Origin of the sequence: Vibrio sp. Vb1337, from assembly GCF_033338715.1 — a bacterium.
In the GTDB taxonomy this organism is placed as follows: Bacteria; Pseudomonadota; Gammaproteobacteria; order Enterobacterales; family Vibrionaceae; genus Vibrio; species Vibrio alginolyticus.
The window spans coordinates 167,721-191,054 of sequence record NZ_JAWOTD010000011.1 but is presented as its reverse complement, the minus strand read 5'-3'; the positions used below and the strand labels follow the sequence as shown (position 1 = coordinate 191,054).

Annotated in this window: 25 protein-coding genes; 23 read left to right on the top strand and 2 right to left on the bottom strand. The window is 46.0% G+C overall.

Annotation, left to right across the window (positions count from 1 at the left end; genetic code table 11):
• The first annotated feature begins 364 nt into the window (after positions 1-364).
• From R7E42_RS14610 to fliJ, 14 genes are all read left to right on the top strand, one after another.
• The gene (locus tag R7E42_RS14610; protein WP_005380449.1) at positions 365-1,495 is read left to right on the top strand and encodes a flagellin; all 1,131 of its coding nucleotides are present in this window, start codon (positions 365-367) and stop codon (positions 1,493-1,495) included.
• 92 nt (positions 1,496-1,587) lie between these two features.
• Positions 1,588-2,022, top strand: a complete 435-nt coding sequence (gene flaG / locus R7E42_RS14605; RefSeq protein WP_005384493.1) for a flagellar protein FlaG — start codon at positions 1,588-1,590, stop codon at positions 2,020-2,022.
• Positions 2,023-2,043: 21 nt separating this feature from the next.
• On the top strand, positions 2,044-4,038 hold the full coding sequence (gene fliD / locus R7E42_RS14600; RefSeq protein WP_318072774.1) for a flagellar filament capping protein FliD: 1,995 nt from the start codon (positions 2,044-2,046) through the stop codon (positions 4,036-4,038).
• A gap of 3 nt (positions 4,039-4,041) precedes the next feature.
• Positions 4,042-4,347, top strand: coding sequence for a flagellar protein FliT (locus tag R7E42_RS14595; RefSeq protein WP_005380456.1), 306 nt, complete (start codon positions 4,042-4,044; stop codon positions 4,345-4,347).
• A 12-nt stretch (positions 4,348-4,359) separates the two neighbouring features.
• The gene (gene fliS / locus R7E42_RS14590; protein ID WP_005380457.1) at positions 4,360-4,770 is read left to right on the top strand and encodes a flagellar export chaperone FliS; all 411 of its coding nucleotides are present in this window, start codon (positions 4,360-4,362) and stop codon (positions 4,768-4,770) included.
• A 287-nt stretch (positions 4,771-5,057) separates the two neighbouring features.
• Positions 5,058-6,524, top strand: a complete 1,467-nt coding sequence (locus R7E42_RS14585) for a sigma-54 dependent transcriptional regulator (RefSeq protein ID WP_005384490.1) — start codon at positions 5,058-5,060, stop codon at positions 6,522-6,524.
• A 199-nt stretch (positions 6,525-6,723) separates the two neighbouring features.
• Positions 6,724-7,755, top strand: coding sequence for a sensor histidine kinase (locus R7E42_RS14580; RefSeq protein WP_005380459.1), 1,032 nt, complete (start codon positions 6,724-6,726; stop codon positions 7,753-7,755).
• A gap of 36 nt (positions 7,756-7,791) precedes the next feature.
• Positions 7,792-9,201: a sigma-54-dependent transcriptional regulator gene (locus R7E42_RS14575; RefSeq protein WP_005394318.1), complete on the top strand. Its 1,410-nt coding sequence runs from the start codon at positions 7,792-7,794 to the stop codon at positions 9,199-9,201.
• A 122-nt stretch (positions 9,202-9,323) separates the two neighbouring features.
• On the top strand, positions 9,324-9,635 hold the full coding sequence (gene fliE, locus R7E42_RS14570) for a flagellar hook-basal body complex protein FliE (RefSeq protein ID WP_005384482.1): 312 nt from the start codon (positions 9,324-9,326) through the stop codon (positions 9,633-9,635).
• 14 nt (positions 9,636-9,649) lie between these two features.
• Positions 9,650-11,392, top strand: coding sequence for a flagellar basal-body MS-ring/collar protein FliF (gene fliF, locus R7E42_RS14565; protein WP_005380462.1), 1,743 nt, complete (start codon positions 9,650-9,652; stop codon positions 11,390-11,392).
• Positions 11,385-12,440: a flagellar motor switch protein FliG gene (gene fliG / locus R7E42_RS14560; RefSeq protein ID WP_005380470.1), complete on the top strand. Its 1,056-nt coding sequence runs from the start codon at positions 11,385-11,387 to the stop codon at positions 12,438-12,440. Before fliF ends, fliG begins: the two co-directional genes overlap by 8 nt.
• Positions 12,441-12,511: 71 nt before the next feature.
• Positions 12,512-13,312 (top strand): flagellar assembly protein FliH, encoded by an 801-nt coding sequence (fliH, locus tag R7E42_RS14555; RefSeq protein WP_005394317.1) that lies wholly within the window; start codon positions 12,512-12,514, stop codon positions 13,310-13,312.
• A 3-nt stretch (positions 13,313-13,315) separates the two neighbouring features.
• Complete coding sequence (fliI, locus tag R7E42_RS14550) at positions 13,316-14,635, top strand: flagellar protein export ATPase FliI (protein WP_213904024.1); 1,320 nt, start codon at positions 13,316-13,318, stop codon at positions 14,633-14,635.
• Positions 14,636-14,641: 6 nt separating this feature from the next.
• Positions 14,642-15,085, top strand: a complete 444-nt coding sequence (fliJ, locus tag R7E42_RS14545; RefSeq protein ID WP_005380474.1) for a flagellar export protein FliJ — start codon at positions 14,642-14,644, stop codon at positions 15,083-15,085.
• A gap of 40 nt (positions 15,086-15,125) precedes the next feature.
• Here the strand turns inward: fliJ and R7E42_RS14540 are convergent, their stop codons facing one another.
• Both R7E42_RS14540 and R7E42_RS14535 read right to left on the bottom strand, forming a co-directional pair.
• Positions 15,126-15,440, bottom strand: coding sequence for an NIPSNAP family protein (locus R7E42_RS14540; protein WP_005380475.1), 315 nt, complete (start codon positions 15,438-15,440; stop codon positions 15,126-15,128).
• A 39-nt stretch (positions 15,441-15,479) separates the two neighbouring features.
• On the bottom strand, positions 15,480-15,623 hold the full coding sequence (locus R7E42_RS14535) for a hypothetical protein (RefSeq protein WP_170897464.1): 144 nt from the start codon (positions 15,621-15,623) through the stop codon (positions 15,480-15,482).
• A 97-nt stretch (positions 15,624-15,720) separates the two neighbouring features.
• Here R7E42_RS14535 and R7E42_RS14530 point away from each other — a divergent pair, with 97 nt between their 5' ends.
• From R7E42_RS14530 to flhB, 9 genes are all read left to right on the top strand, one after another.
• A complete protein-coding gene (locus tag R7E42_RS14530; protein WP_213904022.1) occupies positions 15,721-17,574 on the top strand; it encodes a flagellar hook-length control protein FliK in 1,854 nt (617 codons plus the stop codon).
• Between the two features lie 85 nt (positions 17,575-17,659).
• Positions 17,660-18,163 (top strand): flagellar basal body-associated protein FliL, encoded by a 504-nt coding sequence (gene fliL / locus R7E42_RS14525; RefSeq protein WP_005380477.1) that lies wholly within the window; start codon positions 17,660-17,662, stop codon positions 18,161-18,163.
• Positions 18,164-18,170: 7 nt separating this feature from the next.
• Positions 18,171-19,217 carry a flagellar motor switch protein FliM gene (fliM, locus tag R7E42_RS14520; protein WP_005380478.1) on the top strand — a complete coding sequence of 349 codons (1,047 nt, stop codon included), beginning with the start codon at positions 18,171-18,173 and terminating at the stop codon, positions 19,215-19,217.
• Positions 19,218-19,275: 58 nt separating this feature from the next.
• Positions 19,276-19,686: a flagellar motor switch protein FliN gene (fliN, locus tag R7E42_RS14515; RefSeq protein ID WP_005380479.1), complete on the top strand. Its 411-nt coding sequence runs from the start codon at positions 19,276-19,278 to the stop codon at positions 19,684-19,686.
• 1 nt (position 19,687) lies between these two features.
• On the top strand, positions 19,688-20,101 hold the full coding sequence (gene fliO / locus R7E42_RS14510; protein WP_005380480.1) for a flagellar biosynthetic protein FliO: 414 nt from the start codon (positions 19,688-19,690) through the stop codon (positions 20,099-20,101).
• Positions 20,088-20,957, top strand: coding sequence for a flagellar type III secretion system pore protein FliP (gene fliP / locus R7E42_RS14505; protein WP_136977001.1), 870 nt, complete (start codon positions 20,088-20,090; stop codon positions 20,955-20,957). Before fliO ends, fliP begins: the two co-directional genes overlap by 14 nt.
• Positions 20,958-20,981: 24 nt before the next feature.
• A complete protein-coding gene (gene fliQ, locus R7E42_RS14500; RefSeq protein WP_005380488.1) occupies positions 20,982-21,251 on the top strand; it encodes a flagellar biosynthesis protein FliQ in 270 nt (89 codons plus the stop codon).
• 8 nt (positions 21,252-21,259) lie between these two features.
• Entirely contained in the window at positions 21,260-22,042 is a 783-nt protein-coding gene (gene fliR / locus R7E42_RS14495) for a flagellar biosynthetic protein FliR (RefSeq protein ID WP_005384463.1), read from the top strand.
• Between the two features lie 3 nt (positions 22,043-22,045).
• A complete protein-coding gene (gene flhB / locus R7E42_RS14490; protein ID WP_258457593.1) occupies positions 22,046-23,176 on the top strand; it encodes a flagellar biosynthesis protein FlhB in 1,131 nt (376 codons plus the stop codon).
• Positions 23,177-23,334: the final 158 nt, after the last annotated feature.

Here is a 23,334-nt window from a genome sequence, read left to right as displayed (position 1 = left end):
TCTATCGCAAGCGTCAAGCTCAATCCTTGCGCAAGCGAAACAAGCGCCTAACTCAGCGCTAAGTCTGCTAGGTTAATTTCAAACCTAAGACGAGAACCTCATTGGCTCGTGGTGAGAGATGAGCGAGTAAACCCAGCTTCGGCTGGGTTTTTTTCTGTCTTTTGGGGGCTCAGGATTTCTGCGAATCACGGCATTAGAGCTTCATCACATTTCAGTAAACCAAAGAAAATAATCGCAAAAAATTGAAAATTTCTTCTAAAGGATATTCATTGGTCGCCGTTAAAGGGACTGAGAGAAATGAGATGTACCTAAGTGAGGTGAGAGACACGACGGTACATTCACTAAAGCCTTAAGGAGATCAATTATGGCGATTAACGTTAATACTAACGTTTCTGCGATGACTGCACAGCGTTACCTAAACCAGGCAGCTGACGGTCAACAAAAATCTATGGAGCGTTTGTCTTCGGGTTATAAAATCAATAGCGCGAAAGACGATGCTGCAGGTCTACAGATTTCAAACCGTTTGAATGCACAAAGCCGTGGCCTAGACATGGCAGTGAAAAACGCAAACGACGGTATTTCTATTGCACAGGTTGCTGAAGGTGCAATGAATGAATCTACCAACATCCTACAACGTATGCGTGATCTTTCGCTTCAATCGGCGAACGGCTCTAACTCAAAAGCAGAACGTGTAGCGATCCAAGAAGAAGTAACAGCGCTAAACGACGAGCTAAACCGTATTGCTGAAACTACCTCTTTCGGTGGTAACAAGCTTCTAAACGGTACTTACGGTACTCAATCTTTCCAAATCGGTGCGGACTCAGGTGAAGCAGTGATGCTTTCTATGGGTAACCTACGCTCAGACACTTCAGCAATGGGTGGTAAGAGCTACGCAGCAGAAGAGGGTAAAGACGCATCTTGGACTGTTGGTGAGAAAACAGAGTTCAAAATGAGCTACACCAACAAGCAGGGTGAAGAGAAAGAGCTATCAATCAGCGCTAAGCAAGGCGATGATATTGAGCAGCTAGCGACATACATCAACGGTCAAAACGATGATGTAAAAGCCTCTGTTGGCGAAGATGGCAAACTACAAGTATTTGCTTCTTCTCAAAAAGTTGAAGGTGATGTTGAGTTTTCTGGCAACCTAGCAGACGAGATCGGCTTTGGTGGCCCGAAAGACGTAACAGTGAAAGACATCGATGTAACCACAGTAGCTGGCTCTCAAGAAGCAGTAGCGGTTATCGACGGTGCTCTTAAGTCCGTAGACAGCCAACGAGCTTCACTCGGTGCTTTCCAAAACCGCTTCAACCACGCAATCAGCAACCTAGACAACATTAACGAGAACGTTAACGCGTCTAAAAGCCGTATTAAAGATACTGATTACGCGAAGGAAACCACTGCGATGACTAAGTCGCAAATTCTTCAGCAAGCAAGTACTTCAATCCTGGCTCAAGCGAAGCAGTCTCCATCTGCAGCGCTAAGCTTGTTGGGCTAAGTGGTAACCCCAGCCTGAGGTCAACACCTTAGTGCTGGGGCACCAAAGCGATAGATTCTATCGTTAGCCCATAAGGTGGAAGGGAGATTGTAATGGATATATCCTCCTACGCATCGAACATCCAGCCTTACGGCACGCCAAATGGCACAAAGTTTGCAAATAAAAATGGCAATGATATAGGCACGTCTAGCCCAGCAAATTCAAATGGTGAGATTTCGCCGCAAAAAGCGAAAAACACCGAATACGACTTCTCTGTTCAAGCTGCGATCGAGATGGCTGAAAGCCGTCAAGAACTGAACAAGGAAGAACGTGAAAAATTGGTCGCACAAATGAATGAATTTGTAACGTCCATAAACAAAGGAGTCGCATTTCGAGTGGATGAAGAATCCGGACGAGATGTGGTGACGATTTATGAAGCCAATACCGGTGACGTGATTCGTCAAATTCCTGATGAAGAAATGCTAGTGGTATTGCGTCGCCTAGCTGAGCACACAGCCAACAGCGGGTTGTTGACTGAAAAAGTGTAAGTCGTTTTTAGAGGTGATTTGATGAGTTTAGGCCCTTTGGGGATTTCTGGCGGCATGGATATTAATTCCATGGTCAGCAAAATTGTGGATGCCGAACGCGTACCAAAGCAGCAACGTATCGACAACGAACGCACGACAATTAACGCCAGTATCAGTGCTTACGGGCGACTCAGAGAATCATTGGATACGATGAAAAATCTCATGGCGAACTTTCGTCAGGAGAAAGCATTTGCCGTTCGCACCGTCGAAACGACCAATGACAATATTGTATCTGCCACGGCAACCACAGATGCTATCGCTGGCAAATATGCTATCGATGTGTTGCAGCTTGCTCAGAGCCATAAAGTCGCTTCTGACGTATTGCCAGAAGACGCAAAATTTGGCCCTGGTAAGCTGCAGATTTCGCTTGGTGATGAGCGTTTTAATATCGATGTTCGTTCCCGATCTAAGCTCATCGATGTCGTACGTGGCATCAATGGCGCTAAAGATAACCCTGGCGTTCGTGCATCTCTTATTAACGACGTCGAAGGTCCACGCCTTATCCTTGCTTCTAACCTCTCTGGTAAGGATCATCAAATCAGAGTCAGTGTGGAGGCAGAAAAAGGCAACCCTCTTAAATATTTCGAATACCAAACACTTGAAGACCGCGTCAACGCGCTTGAAGAAGCTCGTTCAGCGGCGGAAGATGTCTTAGGTCCTCTTAAATTTCCGGAACAACCAGCAGAAGAGCTGGATGCAAACGGCAATCCTCTACCTCCAGAAGAGCAAAAAGCGGCAGACGATGTACAAGATGATGCATCGCAAGCGCCAATCTCTGCGGCGGGTGCAGAAGCAGCCAAAGCTGGTCAAGAAGCCATTGATGAAGCCAACCGACGCGCGAGTTTACGCCCTGAAGACAGAATTCCAGGGTGGACAGAAACTGCGTCAGGTACTTTGTTGGACTCTTATGAAGAACCAGAGCTCGAACTCGACGAAAAGGCAATAGAGAAGGCACCAGATGTACCAGGCTGGAATAATGCCGCATCGGGCACCCTAACCGATTCTTACGTTACGACGAAAGAGGCTAAGCAGCTTCTTGAGCAAGAAAAAGCGGAAATCGAGCAAAAAATTGCGAGTGAAAAGCAAGCGTTAGACGAAAAAGTGGCACGTGGTGAACTTTCCGAAGCGCAAGCTAAGCAAATTCATCGCGCTAAACTTGATCCTCAAGAACGTGAGCGTCTGGAAAAAATTGATGAAGCAGAAGCGAAAATCGCAAAGGCACAATCTGCTTTTGAAGAATACCTTGGAATGACAGAAGTACAAGCAGGGCAAGATTCAGAAGTTCTGCTTGATGGCGTGGCAAAGCTATCTAGCCACAACAATGTGATTGAAGATGCGATCGAAGGTGTTGATTTAACACTAAAAGGCAAATCAGAACCGAATAAACCGCCTGCTGAAATTGGTGTCGAGTACGACCGTCAAAGTGTACGCAACGATATCGAAAACTTTGTGGCAGCGTATAACTCGTTTTATCAAACCTCCCAAGCGTTGGCGAGTGTGGATCCGGTAACTGGTCAAAAAGGGCCGTTGTCAGGTGACAGCACCGTACGCAGTGCAGATTCACGATTAAAATCGGTTTTTTCTACTCGAATCGATAAAGCACCTGAAAACCTAAAGTCCTTAACAGAATTTGGCATTACGACCACACGTCAAGGCACACTAGAAATCAACTATGACATGCTAGATCGCCAGTTGAACAATAACTTCAACGAGTTAGAAAAGTTCTTCGGTGGCAACACAGGTTTTGCTAAACGAGTAGAAGATGCGATTCACGGTATCACAGGTATTACAGGCAGTATTCGTACTCGAGAAAAAAGTCTCACAGAACAAAACTACCGTTTGAGTGACGATCAAGCGGCATTAGATCGCCGCATGGAAAGCCTAGAGAAGCGTACTCATGCGAAGTTTACCGCGATGCAAGATGCGACCGGTAAAATGCAGGGCCAGTTAGGCGCTTTGATGAGTGCGTTGGGTTAATAAATGCAAAAAGAACTCATGGAAATTAGTGATATAGATCAACTAATTACGCAAGAATTAGAAAAAATTGATTTTAATGCTGAAGAAATTCTTCGCTTGGTCGATATCAGGGAACGGTTATTGCAAAACCTGTTACCAATTATTCATCAAAATCCTTTGGTTAAGCAGGATGCAGAGTGGCAAGCATTGCTAACTCGTACCAAAAGAATTGTCGAGCTGATGCAATCGGAAACGTCAAAGGTCGGAAAAGAGCTCCATAAGTTTCGTTATGGCCAGCGTTCACTTCAGCAGTACAAAAAATTTATTTAAAAGAGGATTACTATGCGCGGTTCTTTGCAAGCATACAAAAAGGTATCAGTCGACAGCCAGCTTAGCGCGGCTTCTCCGCACAAAGTCATTCAAATGCTTATGGCTGGTGCGATTGAGCGCCTTATTCAAGGTAAAGCAGCCATGCAAGCAGGCAATATTCCAGCAAAAGGTGAGCGCTTAGGTAAAGCGTTAGACATCATTATCGCGCTACGCAGCTGTCTATCTATGGATGACGGTGGTGATATTGCTTCAAACTTAGATTCACTGTATGAGTTTATGATCACGCAAATTTCTGCTGCTAACCATCAAAATGAGCCTCAGCTGATCGACGACGTTATCGACATTATCCGTGAGATCAAGTCCGCTTGGGACCAAATCCCAACAGAGTTTCATAATCTTACCGCTGCTGAAGTTGGTATTTAATAGTCAAAACAATGCGTTAAGATACTAGACGAATATATTTGTCAATTGCGCAACGAGTTGTGTAGCAAAGTTTCTATCAAGCTCACACCTCTCCATTGCTTGGTTGCCTTATTTTTATATTCAAATAAAATAGAAGCCATTAGTAGCCCTAATGGCTTTTTTGTTGCTGATTTTCCTATTTTGTCTATCGTAAATTGAGTGTGGTGGTTCTGCCTTCTTTAGCACCCAATTGCGCAAATCAAGGTTTGGCCGCAACGCACCTAAAATAAAGGCAATCATTCTTACTTATGCATGGTTTGGCAAAGCTGCTTGTAATTGATGATGACGCATCAAGTCGTTTAAATTTAAGCAATATATTGGAATTTGTTGGAGAAAATTGCGAAGCGGTCAGTTCTGATCAGCTCAGCGATGTTGATTGGTCTAGCGTATGGTCGTGCTGTATTGTTGGTAATATTCCAGCAGGTCAAGCGGCGAGTACGGTTATCTCTCATTTAAACAGCGCTTACCACATCCCTCTTCTAGTCATGGGCCGTTTTCCTTTGCCTGTTGATGATCTTCCAAATTTTGTTGGTGAACTAGAGCTGCCGCTTAATTACCCACAGCTTAGTGAAGCGTTACGCCACTGCAAAGATTTTCTGGGGCGAAAAGGAGTGAATGTTGTTGCTAGTGCACGCAAAAACACGCTTTTTCGCAGCTTAGTTGGTCAAAGTAGAGGTATTCAAGAAGTTCGACATCTGATTGAGCAAGTATCAAACACGGAAGCAAACGTGTTGATCTTAGGTGAGTCCGGTACGGGTAAAGAAGTTGTTGCGCGTAACATCCACTATCATTCTTCATACCGCGATGGCGCATTTGTACCTATTAACTGTGGTGCAATACCGCCTGAGCTCCTAGAAAGCGAATTATTTGGTCACGAAAAAGGCGCGTTTACTGGTGCGTTAACTGCCCGTAAAGGTCGATTTGAGCTCGCAGACGGTGGCACGATCTTTCTTGATGAGATTGGCGATATGCCAATGTCGATGCAAGTAAAGTTGCTTCGTGTATTGCAAGAACGCTGCTTTGAACGTGTAGGTGGCAATAGTACCATCAAGGTAAATGTTCGAGTGGTGGCGGCGACACACCGTAATCTAGAAAATATGATTGAAGAAGGCACGTTCCGAGAAGACTTGTTCTATCGCCTGAACGTGTTTCCAATTGAGATGCCAGCGCTGAAAGAGCGCAAACAAGATATACCATTGCTGCTGCAAGAACTGATGACACGTTTAGAGGCGGAAGGCGGACAACCTATCTGCTTTACACCTCGTGCAATCAACTCACTTATGGAGCATAACTGGCCGGGCAACGTACGCGAGTTGGCTAATCTTGTTGAGCGAATGATTATTCTGTATCCAAATAGCTTGGTGGATGTAAACCATCTACCAACCAAATATCGCTACAGTGACATCCCAGAGTTCCAACCAGAGAGCAATCCATTTGTTTCGGTGGAAGAGCAAGAGCGTGATGTATTCCAAGATATCTTCTCTGAAGATTTTAGCTTTGAAGATCAAGACGACCTTGATCACAGCATGAACGCCCCGCAAGCGCTGCCACCGGAAGGGGTTAATTTGAAAGAACTGCTAGCTGATTTAGAAGTTAATATGATCAGCCAAGCATTAGAAGCGCAGGGTGGCGTTGTAGCAAGAGCGGCCGACATGCTGGGTATGCGACGTACTACGCTGGTGGAAAAAATGCGTAAGTACAACTTACAGCGCTAGGTAAAGTGAAGTTTTAAGACGATATCTGAATTATCACTTGGGCTGGTTAACATCGCTTTTCTGGCATCCAAAACCGTTATCTCTGAGTGTCAACTTATTGTCGATAGCTTAACGTCCTGATAAATATAGAAAATAGCTTGGTACGCTAATTGCTTACCAAGCTATTTTAGTTTTAGCGGCGATATTTCGACAGGCAGTAATGGATAACAACACCAATCAATCCCATTTAGATTCCGTAGAGAATCAGGTTGAGCGCTACAAACAGGTGCTCGATGTGATGCCTGCTGGAGTGATTTTGCTCGATACGTACGGAGTAGTGCGTGAAGCAAATCCAGAAGCGCACCGAATTCTTGAGATTCCACTGGTTAACGAAAAATGGTTCAACGTTATCCAGGCGGTGTTTGACCCACGTGAAGATGATGGCCATGAAGTTTCCCTGCGGAATGGCCGTAAAGTTCGACTCGCCATCTCGGCGTCCACAACAGGTCAATTGATCCTGATTACCGATTTAACCGAAACCCGTTTACTTCAAGCTCGTGTCAGTGATTTACAGCGCTTATCGTCGTTAGGACGTATGGTTGCGTCGCTTGCTCACCAAGTAAGAACGCCGCTGTCGAGCGCTATGTTATATGCATCCAATTTGGGAGCGCCAAATCTTCCTCCAGCGACAAAAGATCGCTTCCAAACCAAATTAATGGATCGACTGCACGATTTGGAAAAGCAGGTTAATGATATGCTGCTTTTTGCTAAAGGTGGTGATAATAAAGTCATTAAGCCATTCACGATTGCCCAGTTGGTAGCGGAATATCAGCCGATGGTCGAAACCGCGCTAAAAAACAACAGTATTGATTACTGCCTAGAAGTTGAAGAAGAACAAACTGAGCTACTAGGCAATGCGAACGCCATTGCATCTGCATTAAGTAATCTGGTCATGAATGCGATTCAAATGTCTGGTAAAGAATCGCAAGTCGATATTTTTTTCCGCCCGGTAAATGGTGAGTTACGCATTTCTGTGCAAGACAGCGGACCGGGTGTGCCCGAAGAACTGCAAGCCAAAATCATGGAGCCATTTTTTACCACACGTTCTCAAGGAACTGGATTAGGGTTGGCAGTTGTTCAAATGGTTTGCCGTGCCCATGACGGTCGATTGGAACTTATTTCAGAGCAGGGTGATGGAGCCTGCTTCACCATGTGCATTCCGCTAGAGCGAGTGCAAACAGAAGCGCAATAAGCGGCTTTTGGTAATAACAATTTCTGGAGAATCATAATGGCGCAAAGCAAAGTGCTGATCGTAGAAGACGATGAAGGTCTTCGTGAAGCCCTAGTCGATACTCTGGCTCTGGCAGGGTATGAGTGGTTGGAAGCGGACTGTGCTGAAGATGCACTGTTAAAGCTGAAATCGAATACGGTTGATATCGTCGTTTCTGATGTGCAAATGGCGGGTATGGGTGGCTTAGCTCTGCTCAAAAGCATCAAGCAGAATTGGCCTAACTTACCAGTATTGCTAATGACGGCGTACGCCAATATTGAAGATGCCGTGTCTGCAATGAAAGATGGCGCGATCGACTACATGGCGAAACCATTTGCACCAGAAGTGTTGCTAAATATGGTCAGTCGTTATGCACCGATAAAAAGTGATGACAACGGTGACGCTATCGTTGCTGATGAGAAAAGTCTACGTTTACTCGCGTTGGCCGATAAAGTGGCACGTACAGATGCGAATGTTATGGTGCTAGGTCCGAGTGGCTCAGGTAAAGAAGTGATGTCGCGCTATATTCACAACGCGTCAAATCGTAAAAATGGTCCTTTTGTCGCAATTAACTGTGCCGCGATTCCTGACAATATGCTCGAAGCAACACTGTTTGGCTATGAAAAGGGCGCATTTACTGGTGCTGTTCAGGCATGCCCAGGAAAGTTCGAACAAGCGCAAGGTGGCACAATCTTGCTTGATGAAATCAGCGAAATGGACTTGAACCTGCAAGCGAAGTTATTGCGTGTTCTACAAGAGCGCGAAGTAGAGCGCCTAGGCAGTCGCAAAAGCATCAAGTTAGATGTTCGTGTGTTAGCGACGAGTAACCGTGATCTTAAGCAATACGTGTCAGAAGGAAACTTCAGAGAGGACTTATATTACCGCCTGAATGTATTCCCAATTGCGTGGCCTGCACTTAAAGAACGTAAAGGCGATATTGCACCGCTTGCCAAGCATCTTGCTGAGCGTCATTGCAGCAAAATGGGCATGCCAGTGCCTCAATTCTCGACCGTTGCGTTAGAAAAACTATTGCAATACCCTTGGCCGGGTAATGTTCGTGAATTGGATAACGTGGTTCAACGAGCGCTGATATTAAGTGAAAATGGCGACATCGATGCAGAGCACATTTTGCTCGAGGGCGTAGATTGGCAAGATGCCAATAGCTTGCAACACGTGGTGCAAAATGCAGATATGGTCGTGCCCAATGTTAAGCCAGTTGCTCAAGCTGAGAGTGTCAGCCGCCCAGTAACTGGTGGAGAAGGCTTAGGCAGCGAGCTGCGCGATCAAGAATACGCCATTATTTTGGAGACTTTGGTTGAGTGTAATGGTCGACGCAAAGAAATGGCGGAGAAACTGGGTATAAGCCCTCGAACCTTGCGCTATAAGCTTGCCAAAATGCGTGATGCTGGTATAGATATCCCGAATTAACACAGACAACGGCCATAAGACAAAAAGTGTAAGTAAATTGATTGCTAATGTCTTATGGCACGTTAATTGCTGTGTCAATAATCAGTTTTGTTAATAGTCAATCTTTTGGCTTAGAGGTGCTAATGAAAATTGATGGTATTCAGGCAGAAATGCGCGCCATGATGGTAGAAGCAACCAATACGGCTCCTACTGCAAGTGGGGCGAAAGTTGGAGCAGATTTTAACGATCTCCTAACTAAAGCCATCAATAACGTAAACACACTTCAAAAAGCATCTGGTGATTTACAAACCCGTTTTGATCGTGGTGATGCCGATGTATCCCTTTCTGACGTTATGATCGCTCGTAACAAGTCTAGTGTCGCTTTTGATGCGACGGTTCAAATTCGCAATAAACTCGTTGAGGCATATAAAGATCTCATGAACATGCCAGTGTAATTTAGGTAATAAGTGTGGCAGACAAGTCTACAGATTTAACCGTCACTGAAGGCGGCTCAGATGGTGCACTGGTAGCAAGTTCCGATGTGGATGTGGAGAGTCAAAATCCAGATCTAGAGGAGCGTAGTGCGTCAAAATTCGATATGGCAGTGGGCGACCTCGATTTACTTCGTCAGGTTGTGCTTGTGCTGTCGATATCCATCTGTGTTGCATTGATCGTGATGCTGTTCTTTTGGGTCAAAGAACCGGAAATGCGCCCACTTGGTGCGTATGAGACCGAAGAATTGATCCCCGTTCTGGATTATCTGGACCAGCAGAAAATCAATTATAAGCTTGATGGCAATACTGTTTCTGTTGAATCGAGTGAGTACAACTCGATCAAACTTGGCATGGTTCGTTCCGGCGTTAACCAAGCTACAGAAGCAGGCGATGATATTTTGCTGCAAGACATGGGCTTTGGTGTTTCACAACGTCTTGAGCAAGAGCGTCTGAAACTCAGTCGAGAGCGCCAATTAGCTCAAGCAATTGAAGAGATGAAGCAAGTTCGCAAAGCACGAGTGTTATTGGCACTGCCAAAGCACAGCGTGTTTGTGCGTCATAACCAAGAAGCGTCTGCGTCGGTATTTTTGACATTGTCGACAGGCACTAACCTTAAGCAGCAAGAAGTGGATTCTATTGTCGACATGGTAGCGAGTGCCGTGCCGGGAATGAAAACTTCTCGAATTACCGTCACAGATCAGCATGGCCGCTTACTCAGCTCAGGCTCCCAAGATCCTGCTTCTGCGGCGCGACGCAAAGAACAAGAATTAGAACGCAGCCAAGAGCAAGCGCTGCGCGAAAAAATTGATTCCGTACTATTACCCATTTTAGGTTATGGCAACTATACGGCGCAGGTTGATATCCAAATGGATTTCAGTGCGGTTGAACAAACTCGCAAACGTTTTGATCCAAACACCCCTGCGACCCGCAGTGAGTACGCACTCGAAGATTACAATAACGGTAACATGGTAGCGGGTATTCCGGGTGCGTTGAGTAATCAGCCTCCAGCGGATGCCTCTATTCCGCAAGATGTGGCTCAAATGAAAGATGGTTCTGTCATGGGGCAGGGGTCAGTTCGTAAAGAGTCCACGCGTAACTTTGAGCTAGATACCACCATCAGCCACGAGCGAAAGCAGACCGGGACGGTGGCTCGTCAGACCGTTTCTGTTGCGATTAAAGACCGTCGTCAAGTTAACCCTGATACGGGTGAAGTGACTTATACCCCAATGTCCGAATCTGAAATCAATGCCATTCGCCAAGTATTAATTGGTACCGTTGGCTTTGACCAAGGCCGTGGAGATTTGCTGAATGTATTGAGTGTAAAGTTTGCTGAGCCAGAGGCTGAGCAGCTAGAAGAACCACCAATTTGGGAGCACCCTAACTTCAGTGATTGGGTTCGTTGGTTCGCAAGTGCATTAGTGATTATTGTGGTTGTGTTGGTTCTGGTTCGCCCAGCAATGAAGAAATTGCTTAACCCTACCAGCGATGATGAAGACGAAATGTACGGACCAGACGGCTTGCCGATTGGTGCGGATGGTGAAACTAGCTTGATTGGCAGTGACATCGAAAGCAGCGAACTGTTCGAGTTTGGCTCAAGTATTGATTTGCCAAACCTTCATAAAGATGAAGATGTATTGAAAGCGGTTCGCGCTCTGGTTGCGAATGAACCTGAATTGGCTGCTCAAGTAGTGAAAAACTGGATGAATGACAATGGCTAACGATATCGTACCTCAAGATGATAACGCTGCGGGAATGCCAGTAGAGCTGGATGTTTCAACCATTACTGGCGAAGAAAAAGCGGCAATTTTGCTATTGAGTCTTAATGAACAAGATGCAGCTGGCATTATCCGTCACCTAGAACCAAAACAGGTTCAGCGTGTTGGTAGTGCGATGGCTCGCGCGAAGGATCTCAGCCAAGACAAGGTATCTGCTGTTCATCGTGCGTTTTTGGAGGATATCCAGAAATACACCAACATTGGTATGGGCAGCGAAGACTTTATGCGTAATGCACTGGTTGCCGCTCTTGGTGAAGACAAAGCCAACAACTTAGTTGACCAGATCCTACTTGGTACGGGCTCAAAGGGTTTGGATTCTTTGAAATGGATGGACCCACGCCAAGTGGCGAGCATTATTGTCAATGAACACCCACAGATTCAAACTATCGTACTGTCTTATTTAGAAGCAGACCAATCTGCAGAGATTTTGTCTCAGTTCCCTGAGCGCGTGCGTTTGGATCTGATGATGCGTATTGCCAACCTTGAAGAAGTTCAGCCATCAGCATTGGCAGAGCTGAACGAAATCATGGAGAAACAGTTCGCGGGTCAAGCGGGTGCACAAGCAGCCAAAATTGGCGGCCTGAAAGCAGCAGCGGAGATCATGAACTACCTAGACAACAACGTCGAAGGTTTGTTGATGGAGCAAATTCGCGATCAGGACGAAGACATGGCGACGCAAATCCAAGACCTAATGTTTGTCTTCGAAAACTTAGTCGAGGTGGACGACCAAGGTATTCAGAAGTTGCTGCGTGACGTACCACAAGACGTGTTGCAAAAAGCACTCAAAGGTGCAGATGACTCGTTACGTGAGAAAGTCTTCAAGAATATGTCTAAACGTGCTGCTGATATGATGCGTGATGACATAGAAGCGATGCCGCCAGTACGAGTGGCAGATGTAGAAGCCGCTCAGAAAGAAATCTTAGCAATTGCCCGTCGAATGGCGGATGCTGGTGAGCTTATGCTATCTGGCGGTGCTGACGAATTCTTATAATTTCTATTGCTTCGCAATTATCCTATTGCGGAGCACCCTCACTTCTTAATCGAACACACAATAGGTAACCCATGGCTGGCGATAGAAAACGTGGATTTATCCGTCCTGATGAAGATGATTCGATGATCGAACCTCAACGTTGGGGGCTGCCTGATTATGGCGAGCCTAAAGCCAAACAAGCAAAACAAACCGCGTTCAACTATGACCCGGGATGGGTGCCGAATTTTGATGAGCCTGAAGAAGAGCAGCCACTTGCGCTAACCGAAGAGCAAATTGAACTGATTAAGCAAGGTGCTTATCAAGAAGGCTTACATCAAGGTCAGGAAGCTGGCTTTAAGCAAGGTTACGACAAAGGTAAAGAAGAAGGGTTGCAAGCCGGCCATGCTGAAGGTCTCGAGCTCGGAAAAGCTGAAGGGGTAACTGCAGGGCAAGAATACATTCAGCAGCAAGTTGAAACTTTTATGAACTTGGCCAATCAGTTTGCTCAACCTTTGGAGTTGATGAATGCTCAGGTTGAAAAGCAGCTGGTGGATATGGTGCTCTGTTTAGTTAAAGAAGTGGTGCACGTTGAAGTACAAACCAACCCTCAAATTATTTTAGATACAGTGAAGCAGTCGGTTGAAGCGCTACCAATATCAGGCCACCCTATTACCTTGCACCTGAATCCAGAAGATGTCGCGATTATTCGTTCAGCTTATGGTGAAGAAGACCTTAATTGTCGCAACTGGACGTTAGTTGCTGAGCCATCGCTCAATCGAGGTGACGTCCAGATTGAAGCCGGTGAATCAAGCATTAATTATCGCATGGAAGAACGCGTCAAAAGCGTATTGCACAGCTTTTGTGGCGCAAACCGTCATCAAGAGGGCGAGTAATCCATGCAAGCACTCTCTGACCGCTTAAAAAGCTACAAAGTTGAAGGCCTTACGACGCGCCCTGTCGCCTCTGGCAAACTGGTGCGTGTGGTTGGGTTAACGTTGGAAGCGACCGGCTGTCGCGCACCAATTGGCAGTTTATGCTTAGTGGAAACCATGTCAGGTCAGATGGAAGCCGAGGTTGTCGGCTTTTCAGGTGACAACCTATTTTTAATGCCAAGCGAACAAATTACGGGCATTTTACCTGGCGCGAGAGTCACCCCTTTAACCAGTGACGCTGGTTTGCCTGTCGGCATGGAGTTACTTGGGCGCGTGATAGACGGGGTTGGGAATCCACTTGATGGACTTGGCCCTTTGTATACCGATCACCGTGCCTCTTTTAGTGCCGAACCAATCAACCCGTTGGCTCGAAAGCCAATTTCTGAACCGCTCGATGTTGGCCTAAAAGCCATCAATGGTTTGTTGACGGTTGGTAAAGGTCAGCGTATCGGTCTGTTTGCAGGTTCTGGTGTGGGTAAATCGGTCACGCTTGGCATGATGACGCGAGGCACCACCGCACAGGTTGTGGTCGTCGGCCTGATAGGTGAGCGTGGACGTGAAGTTAAAGAGTTCATCGAAGAGATCTTGGGTGAGGACGGTCGTCGCCGCTCAGTGGTGGTCGCGGCGCCTGCCGATGCTTCACCTCTAATGCGCTTAAAGGGGTGCCAAACGGCATTAACGATTGCTGAATACTTCCGGGACCAAGGGTTAGATGTTCTGCTATTGATGGACTCGTTGACTCGTTTTGCACAAGCACAGCGTGAAATCGCACTTTCTGTTGGTGAGCCGCCAGCGACGAAAGGCTACCCGCCTTCTGTATTTGCCAAGCTGCCAGCGCTGGTTGAGCGAGCGGGTAATGGAAGTGCCGAACAAGGCTCGATTACGGCGTTCTTTACCGTGTTGACCGAAGGGGATGATTTGCAAGATCCGATAGCGGACGCATCGCGAGCCATTCTTGATGGCCATATTGTACTTTCTCGTGAAATGGCGGATGCAGGCCATTATCCGGCGATTGATGTCGAGAAGTCGGTGAGCCGTGTTATGCCGCAAATCACGACCGAAGAGCACGTTCTGATGTCAAAAGCGGTGCGACAGGTCTTGTCTATTTGTCGCAAGAATCAAGATTTGGTCTCGATTGGAGCGTACAAACCGGGTACCGATCCTGCTATTGATGGCGCATTTACTTTGAAACCGAAGTTAGACGAATACTTGCAGCAGAGCATGAAAGAATCGGTGCCATACGATATGTGCGTCAATATGCTTAGAAACATTTTGGGTGGGTGATAGCGCGTGAATAATGCGATGGAGTTTCTACTTGAGCAAACTAAGGATCGTGAAGACCAAGCTGTGCTTGCACTGAACAAAGCGCGTTCTGAACTCGAAGATTATTACCGTCAGGTTGAACAAATTGAAAAGTATCGGCTTGATTATTGCCAGCAACTCGTCGACCGTGGTCAGGCGGGCCTAACGGCAAGTCAATATGGACACCTAAATCGATTCCTTACCCAGCTAGATGAAACTTTATCTAAGCAAAAGCAAGCAGAAAGTCATTTCAAAGAGCAGGTTGAAAACTGTAAAGAATATTGGTTAACCGTGCGTAAAGAACGCAAATCCTATGAGTGGATGATAGACAAACGCGAAAAAGAGAAACAACTTGCTGAAGCTAAGCGCGAACAAAAGCAAATGGACGAGTTTTCCACCTTACTTTACAGTCGAAAACCACATCGTTTCTAAAGGTTATCGGTTCGATATTGCATTACGGTGTTGCAGTTGACTACATCTCTACCGATTCAAGTAAGGTAACTTTGATTGAGTCTTGTTCAATTAGCTCAAATACCTTCGGTCGAATCTCGCGAACCCACCACTCGTTGTATGTTTTTTCGTAGAGAGCCTGGCGTGCTTGTTCATTGTCGAACTCTCTAAGCCAAACAAAATAGTCATGTCCATCATCACCAGTGTGGACGTAAGTATTCAGTACACGCATGCCTTGTGAGCGTTGATAGGGCAACAGTTCTTCCTTCATCCAACTTAGCCACTGTTCTGTTTTGCCTGCTCTGATTCTATATTGGCGTAATTCTGTGATCTTCAAAGTGATTCCTTAATTGTTAAGCCAAGTGTCTGTTTACGCTTATCGTTTTTCAAAGTCAATCAAGTAGCTGTACATCATGTTAGGAACCAGGTTATCGGATAGTACTGTTGATGTTTGTTCCATAAACATGCCATCTATTAGCTTGCCGAGAATTGGCTCAATATTGTGGTGTGATTTTTGCATTTTAGCTGTCAGTATCGGGTCTTTTTGACCTTTGTTTGCCGCCAGTATTGCTGCCTGTCAGCGATACGCTCAGAGCCACGAGAACGAGAGTTTCTAAATGAGTGTGAATTTGTCCCATGTATCTGCGACTACCAAGACGCCAGTTTCTGATGTGTCCGCTAAAGCGTCTGCAGAGAGCACTGAAAGCAAGGGATTTTTAGAAACGTTAACCGATGCGTTTGCTGGTAAACAAAAGCCCGAAAAAGTAGCAACAGAATCGACAGTGGTTGAAGAAAAAGAAAGAGCGGATGTAGGCAGTACTTCTTCTGCTAACGTCTCGGACGAATTGTTGGCGCAAGAAAGCCAAGAATCCGTCAGTGACGGGCCCCATGATTTTGATGAAACATCAGCAAACAAACCGAATGCAACCCTAAGTGACAAGGCAAGTTTACAAAAGGCGAGTAACAGCACACCTTTGAAGCCTGATGTTGAAGCTATCGAAAAAGTGAAATCAACATCAATTGATACGAGTAACCCATCAAATACAATGGACGTAAAAAGCACGATGGGCGAAGGACAACAGCTTCTTGGTCGAATTGAACAAGCGAATCAAACCCTGAATGCGAGTAATGCATCCATCGATAGTGGCAAAATTTTGCCTCAGAGAGCAAATTTAGTGCATTCGTTCCACGAGCAAGCAACCGTTTCGACAAACCTTGATGAGCTGGCTTTGAATGAAACGCCATTAGTTCATTCGCTTGAACAAGCACAGATGATCCCAGGACAAGACTTAGAGCCAATTTTAGATAAGAGTGGTCAACCTATCGATGTCGACAAACTCTCGTCTGAGTTTGCTGCTTGGCAAGAGCTAGCGAAACAAGCCAGCCATCCGACGACTAAGAGCGCAGTCAGTGGTGAAGTAGCTAATGATCTGTCGCCGTTGTTAACAGACGTTGATGGTTCCAACATCGACGCGCTTCCACGAGTCTCCTTGGATGAACTTGAAATTATAGATACCAAGTTGGCGCAAGGAAAACCACTGACTCAGCAAGAAGCTCAGATCATTGAAGGGTTGAAACAAGGAACGATCACGGCGGATATTCCTGAGCAAGACCTTGCCCAATTTGTTGCGCTCCCTAATGACATTAAACAGATTCTAGCAGAGCAACAAGTACAACATAACTTAACTCGCCAGGCTGGACCTATGGCAGTGTCTCAGCAAATCCAGCATACAGCGGCTCAAGTACCCCAGCCACAAGCTGCTCATAGTGGAGATAAAGTCGCATTATCTTCAACGCCCGATACGTTGATAGCCGCGCAAGTGCCGACGTCGCTTCAAGGTGTGAAAGACGGAGAGATTAGCCAGAAAGTGATGAACGCAGCATTGGCGACTGGTGCGCTAAAGGCGACTGCGGATAAACAAGATAAGCCGGATCTCCAACACGGTTTCGCTGGACAGCTTCAGGCTATGGCAGGTCAGCAAGGAATTAATGTACAGCAACAAGCGCGTATTGATGCTGCACAACAAGCTCAGCTTCCGTTGCAACTAACTAAAGAGCTAGCCAACGAGCAAGTTGCGGAAAAAGTGCAAATGATGATGTCGAAGAATCTGAAAAATCTCGATATTCGTCTTGATCCACCAGAGTTAGGTCGTATGCAAATTCGTATGACCATGAATAATGACGTTGCCAATGTACATTTTACAGTGAACAACCCGCAAGCTCGTGACATTATTGAACAGACGCTCCCTCGTTTGAGAGAAATGTTAGCGCAACAAGGTATGCAGCTGGCTGATTCTTCCGTCCAGCAACAAAACAGCGGGCAACAGCAAGGTAGATATACTGCTGAACAACATGGTCAAAGCGCGCAAAGTGGCGGTTTCTCTGGACAGTCCGAAGAGGGTTTTGAATCTGATGTCAATCTGGATTTGAATGTCGCTTCAAAGCGTGATGGAATTAGTTTTTACGCATAAAAGGCCGTTTAACGGCAATGGAATATGGTTACCAAGCAACTCACTAAAACGTCTTGGTAACTCAAAAAAACAATAAGAGACAAGAATGGCAGAAGAACAGTTACAAGGGGCCGATGCGCCGAAAGGAAAAAGCAAGTTACTTATCATCATCATCGCTGTTGTAGTATTACTACTTGGTGGCGGGGCAGCGGCATTTTTTCTAATGGGCTCTGATGAACCTGCTCAGGCTGAATCGTCTCAACAGGCTCAAGTGAAGGCATCGGATGCTGCGCCCATCGCGTATGTGAATCTTCCTCAGGCATTTGTATTTAACGTTACTGGGGATAGCCGCGATAGGCTGGTTCAAATTAAAGCGCAGTTAATGGTTCGCGGTGCAGAAAATGAAGAGTTGGCGCGGTATCATTCGCCACTGATTGAAAGCTCTATGCTATCAACGTTTGCTTCCGCGACGGTTGATCAATTGCGCTCTCCTACAGGACGAGTGGAATTGCGCGATCGTGCTTCCGAAGATATCAAAGCAGCGCTGAATGCTGCGGTCGGTAAGCCAGTGATTGAAAAAGTACTGTTTACAGATTTTGTTATTCAATAGGTAAAACGTGACCGATCTATTAAGCCAAGACGAAATTGATGCGCTATTGCATGGGGTTGACGATGTTGATGACGTCGATGAACCGATAGAAAACGACACTGAGGGTGCCGTCAATTTTGATTTCTCGTCGCAAGACAGAATCGTACGTGGTCGAATGCCGACGCTCGAACTTATCAACGAGCGCTTTGCACGGCACATGCGTATTAGTCTGTTTAATATGCTGCGTAAAACGGCAGAGGTGTCGATCAATGGCGTGCAGATGATGAAGTTTGGTGAATACCAGAACACATTGTACGTGCCAACCAGTTTGAACATGGTGCGTTTTCGTCCGTTAAAAGGCACTGCGTTGATCACCATGGAGGCTCGTTTAGTCTTTATTCTGGTAGAAAACTTCTTTGGCGGTGATGGTCGATTCCACGCCAAAATCGAAGGCCGCGAATTTACCCCAACGGAACGCCGCATCATTCAGTTGTTACTGAAAATTGTATTTGAAGATTATAAAGAAGCGTGGTCGCCAGTGATGGGGGTAGAGTTCGAATATCTCGACTCTGAAGTAAACCCAAGCATGGCAAACATTGTCAGCCCGACAGAAGTGATTGTCGTGAGTTCATTCCATATAGAAGTTGACGGCGGTGGCGGCGATTTTCATGTCGTTATGCCTTACTCCATGGTTGAGCCTATCCGTGAACTATTGGATGCAGGTGTTCAGTCCGACAAGATGGAAACGGACGTTCGCTGGAGCTCAGCACTACGTGAAGAGATCATGGATTGTCCGGTTAACTTCCGTGTGAACTTGCTCGAAAAAGACATTTCTTTGCGTGATCTCATGGAGCTGCAACCGGGCGATATCATCCCGATTGAAATGCCAGAACATGCGACGATGTTTGTAGAAGACCTACCGACCTATCGCGTAAAAATGGGTCGTTCGGAAGATAAATTAGCGGTGCAAATTTCTGAGGAAATTGAGCGCCCACATGTCGTCAAAACAGATTTAGCTTTCTTAGGTAAAGACATCATGTCCGAGCTTGAGAGTGAAGACGATATAGACCATTAAGATACCTTATTAAATAGACATGCTATGGCATGAGTAAGGCGTAACACAGGATAGAAAAATGGAACCAAGTGACGATCAAAAGCTAGCAGACGAATGGGCAGCCGCTCTTGGCGAAGACCCGTCTGCCCCTTCTGTAGACGTAGATGAAGTATTGGCTGCACCACTGGAAGAGCTAAAAGACACTTCAAGCCCAATTAGCGAAGATGAGCGTCGTAAACTCGACACTATTATGGATATCCCGGTGACGATTTCGATGGAAGTCGGTCGTTCTCAAATTAGCATTCGGAACCTGTTGCAGCTTAACCAAGGTTCGGTTGTTGAGTTGGATCGTTTAGCCGGTGAGTCGCTCGACGTATTGGTTAACGGTACTTTGATTGCTCACGGCGAAGTCGTGGTCGTCAACGATAAGTTTGGTATCCGTTTGACGGATGTGATCAGCCAAACTGAACGAATTAAGAAGCTGCGTTAAGATGAGTCGTTCAATCAAAATGCGATTGAAGCAAATCACTGGAGCACTGAGCTTAATGCTAAGTGCTCCTTATGCATTTGCTGCCGCACCAAATAATCTGGATCTTGCGACGACACTTGGCTCGCTTGTGCTTGTAATCGGCGTGATTCTTTTGCTGGCTTGGTTGCTGAAACGTATGCAAGTGCCAGCGATGGGACAACAAAAGGGCTTGCGTATAGTGAGTCAGTTGCCAGTGGGTACAAAAGAAAGAATCGCAGTAGTTCAAGTGGGTGAAGAACAGTTTTTGGTTGGGATTACTAGCCAATCGATCCAAACTTTAGCCAAGTTAGATAAGCCACTGAAAGAGGAAGAGTTGGCGACCAATGCTTTTGCGACTCAATTTAGCCAGCTGATCAAAAAACATGACAAAGGGTAATCCAATTCGTTTGCTCCTGAGTACGTTGTTACTTTTTGTCGGCGTGCTGTTTTCTTCATTTACCTTTGCTGAAGCAGAGGAGTCAGCGCTGCCAGATAACTTAGCCGATGGAAGTAGTGTTACAGTTCAGGCTATGCAAAGTGATACTGGTGCTAGCCGTTCTATGTCCGTTTCTAGTGGCGGTGGTATTCCAGCATTCACCATGACCACGAACCCTGATGGCAGTGAAGACTACTCAGTTACACTACAAATTTTAGCGTTAATGACCATGCTTGGCTTCTTGCCTGCCATGGTGATTCTGATGACCTCGTTCACTCGAATTGTGGTGGTAATGTCGATATTGCGTCAGGCAATGGGTTTGCAACAAACGCCTTCTAATCAGGTTATTATTGGTATTGCGCTGTTTTTGACCTTTTTTGTTATGTCTCCTGTCCTGAACGAAATCAACGACAAAGCTGTTCAGCCTTATTTGAACGAGCAAGTCACGGCGCGAGAAGCGTTTGATGCTGCACAAGCGCCAATGAAAGCATTCATGCTTAAACAGACGCGAATCAAAGATTTGGAGACGTTTGTAACCATGTCGGGAGAGCAAGTCGAGAATCCAGAAGATGTATCGATGGCGGTATTGATTCCGGCTTTTATCACCTCAGAGCTAAAAACTGCATTCCAAATTGGCTTTATGCTCTTCTTGCCGTTTTTGATTATTGACCTTGTAGTCGCTTCGGTACTGATGGCAATGGGTATGATGATGTTGTCACCAATGATTGTTTCGTTGCCGTTCAAGTTGATGTTGTTCGTATTGGTCGATGGTTGGAACTTGATACTCTCGACACTCGCGGGCAGCTTTGCCCTTTAGATAAGCGCAGATAGAGGATAAGACATGACACCAGAAATGTTTGTCGAGCTTTTCCGTGAAGCACTTTGGATGGTGCTTATCATGGTCTGCGCTATTATCATCCCAAGCTTGCTTATCGGCCTTGTAGTCGCGATTTTTCAAGCTGCGACATCCATCAACGAACAAACATTGAGCTTCTTACCGCGTTTGATTGTCACGCTTTTGGCCCTGATGCTGTTTGGGCATTGGATGACGCAAATGTTGATGGAATATTTCTATGGCTTGATTGAACGCTTACCTCAGGTGCTTTATTAGAGGCGCCTATGGAGTACCCCACTAGCGTTGTCTTAGATTGGATCGCAAACTACTTCTGGCCCTATGTTCGTATCTCATCCATGTTGATGGTGATGACAGTAACCGGGGCCCGATTTGTTTCGCCAAGAATCCGCCTTTACCTCGGTTTAGCCATCACTTTCGCTGTCATGCCAGCTATCCCCGCCGTACCTCAAGACATTGAGCTACTCTCGTTTCGTGGCTTCATGACCATTGCCGAGCAAATGATCATCGGCATAGCGATGGGTATGGTTACTCAATTTATGATTCAAACCTTTGTCCTACTTGGTCAAATATTGGGTATGCAATCAAGTTTGGGCTTTGCTTCTATGGTTGATCCCGCAAATGGTCAGAACACGCCATTGCTTGGCCAGTTATTCATGTTCTTAACGACAATGTTTTTCCTTGCCACCGATGGACACTTAAAAATGCTGCAATTGGTGGTGTTCAGTTTTAAAACTTTGCCGATTGGCTCCGGCTCGCTCAACGCGGTTGATTTCCGTGAAATGGCAGGCTGGCTTGGTATTATGTTCCAAACGGCACTGAGTATGTCTCTATCTGGCATTATTGCGCTACTGACCATTAACTTGTCGTTTGGTGTAATGACCCGTGCCGCACCACAGCTGAATATCTTCTCGCTTGGTTTTGCTTTTGCTTTGATGGTGGGTCTATTACTTTGTTGGTACATACTGGCTGGTCTATACAGTCATTATGAAATGTTCTGGACAGTGGGTGAGGCGCAGATTTGTCGGCTTATTCGCTTGGAGTGCTAAGATTTGGCAGAATCAGACGGTCAGGAACGCACCGAAGAAGCCACGCCCCGACGGTTACAACAAGCCAGAGAAAAGGGGCAGGTCGCTCGATCTAAAGAGCTGGCATCAGCATCTGTGCTGATCGTTGGCGCCATTTCATTGATGTGGTTTGGCGAGGCGTTAGCACGTTCATTGTTTTCCATAATGAGCCGTTTATTTGATCTTCAACGAGAAGAGATTTTCGATACTGCAAAACTGTTTGATATCGCTTTGGGCGCGATGAGTGATTTGTTGTTCCCACTATTTTTGGTGTTAGCGACATTGTTTACCGCTGCCATGATTGGAGCAGCAGGTGTGGGAGGAATCAGTTTTTCTGCCCAAGCGGCCATGCCCAAGCTGTCGAAAATGAATCCGCTTAGCGGCTTAAAGCGAATGGTTGGAATGCAAAGCTGGGTAGAGTTGATCAAATCAATCCTTAAAGTGGTTCTGGTCACTGGTGTCGCCATCTATTTGATCCAAGCATCGCAGGCCGATCTGATTCAATTGAGCATGGATGCGTATCCGCAAAACATCTTCCATGCTTTAGATATTTTGCTGAACTTTATTTTGCTGATCAGTTGCTCGCTATTGATTGTGGTTGCCATCGATATTCCATTTCAAATCTGGCAGCACGCCGATCAGTTAAAAATGACCAAGCAAGAAGTCAAAGACGAATACAAAGAGACTGAAGGTAAGCCGGAAGTGAAAGGCCGTATTCGTATGTTGCAAAGGGAAGCGGCTCAACGTCGAATGATGGCGGACGTTCCTCAAGCTGATGTTATTGTTACTAACCCAGAGCACTTCTCGGTAGCGCTTCGTTATAAACAGAAGACAGACCGTGCGCCAGTCGTGATCGCTAAAGGTACTGACCACATGGCGATGAAGATTCGAGAAGTCGCCCGCGAACATGACATTACGATTGTGCCCGCACCACCTTTGGCTCGTGCGTTGTACCACACGACAGAGCTCGAGCAAGAGATCCCCGATGGGTTATTTACTGCCGTCGCTCAGGTTTTGGCATTTGTATTCCAATTGAAGCAATACCGAAAACGAGGTGGACAGCGCCCGAAAATTCAAGATTATGATTTGCCAATCCCGCCCGAGCACCGTCATTGATACGAAAAGCGGTAAAGCCTTAAAAAAGCTCGTTTGATCAAAAGCTAAGCTCTATTTGAGTGTTTAGTCATTATTTTGGCGCTAATTATGGTACATAGATTGCTTAAAACGCTTTAATTATCAACCCTACCTAAACTTTTAGGCTAAAGCGGTCGCGT